Raw genomic sequence first — 1,352 nt, 5'->3', positions numbered from 1 at the left:
GTTCAATGCAGAAGTTGTGGGCGCAAGTGATGAAGCGTGAAGTGACCAACCCAGGCTCCACGTCGATGAAAGCGCTGAAAGTCCTTAAGGATATGTCCCCAAAAGAAGCGCAAACACTACAAAGAGCAGCCTCTTTGGCGTGCAGTTTTGGCGGCGATAACAGTAAAAAGTTATTGATAGGCTATAAGGCACATGGCGGAATATTCAACTTTGGCAAACGAGATACCACCAGCAATCTGAATATGGGCAGCTTTCAATTGCCGTACTCAAGTCTATTAGTATTGATTGAATTGGGGTTACTGCATAGCACAGAACTGGAATCAGGAGAGATCGGCATTGAAACGCCATTGATACTGGCATATCAAGGCAAGAATTTGTCTCTGCAAGTGAATACGAAGGGCATCCGTCTGCTGTACTACCGTTTCACGCCGACGGGTAACGAACTGTGCAAACTGCTTGGCAACAAGCCAAACTCCCAGTACTACGATCAAATGCTCGCCTTGTTAAATCAAAAGTTTAGCGTAAGCACCGAAGCAAGCAGCAGCGTGAACTATACCGTTTAGTTTCGCTCTAGGAGCTTTAGGTCACCTATGATCTAAAAGCTCCTCAAGCATTACACGAGGCTTTTTTCCACCCATGATCCAAAAGCTGAGTTAGCTGATCACACGACGCTGTTTAAGCTCATTCAAACACAACTCAACCAACTCTTCGACGCTCTTCTCGCCTGCTGGCAAATCGATTTCTGGATTGATTGGCGCTTGATATTCGGAATCAATACCCGTGAAATTTGGGATCTCACCTGCTCGCGCTTTTTTGTATAAACCTTTTGGATCTCGGCCTTCGCACACTTCGAGAGATGCATTCACAAACACTTCAATGAACTCACCTTCGGGCAGTAAATCGCGAACGAGTTGACGCTCAGCACGGTGAGGAGAAATGAACGCGGACAACACAATCAAACCCGCATCTGCCATCAGTTTCGCCAACTCGCCAATACGACGAATATTTTCACGACGATCTTGTTCAGAAAAGCCTAGATCACTACACAGGCCATGACGAACATTATCACCGTCCAACAAATAAGTGTGGTAACCCAACTCAGCTAAACGATTCTCCAGCGCGCCCGCGACGGTTGACTTACCTGCACCAGATAAACCAGTAAACCAAAGCACTGCTGGTTTCTGTTTTTTCAGCTCAGCACGAAACTGTTTATCAACCGTGTGCTGATGCCAGACAATGTTTTCATCTTTTACCGGTGTTTCAGCGGTCATAACGAATCCTTGTATTTATCGGAATTAAAACGGAAAGAAGACCGGAATCAATGTCAGTACCAATACGGAATACACAATCGA

The 1,352-nt window shown here is 45.8% G+C and carries 2 protein-coding genes; one reads left to right on the top strand and one right to left on the bottom strand.

What is annotated here, in order from left to right:
- The coding region (locus R7Q11_RS24750; protein WP_225466831.1) for a TIGR03899 family protein at positions 1-563 on the top strand (563 nt) is incomplete at its 5' end.
- Positions 564-653: 90 nt separating this feature from the next.
- Here R7Q11_RS24750 and cysC read toward each other — a convergent pair.
- Positions 654-1,271, bottom strand: a complete 618-nt coding sequence (cysC, locus tag R7Q11_RS24745) for an adenylyl-sulfate kinase (protein ID WP_005454655.1) — start codon at positions 1,269-1,271, stop codon at positions 654-656.
- Positions 1,272-1,352: the final 81 nt, after the last annotated feature.

The organism is Vibrio sp. 970 (genome assembly GCF_033339075.1).
Note: the sequence above shows the minus strand (reverse complement) of the source record. Positions and strands in the feature narration are given on the sequence as shown.

Excerpts from the sequence above, each read along its gene's own strand:
- cysC (WP_005454655.1), bottom strand. The coding sequence starts at position 1,271 with ATGACCGCTGAAACACCGGTAAAAGATGAAAACATTGTCTGGCATCAG.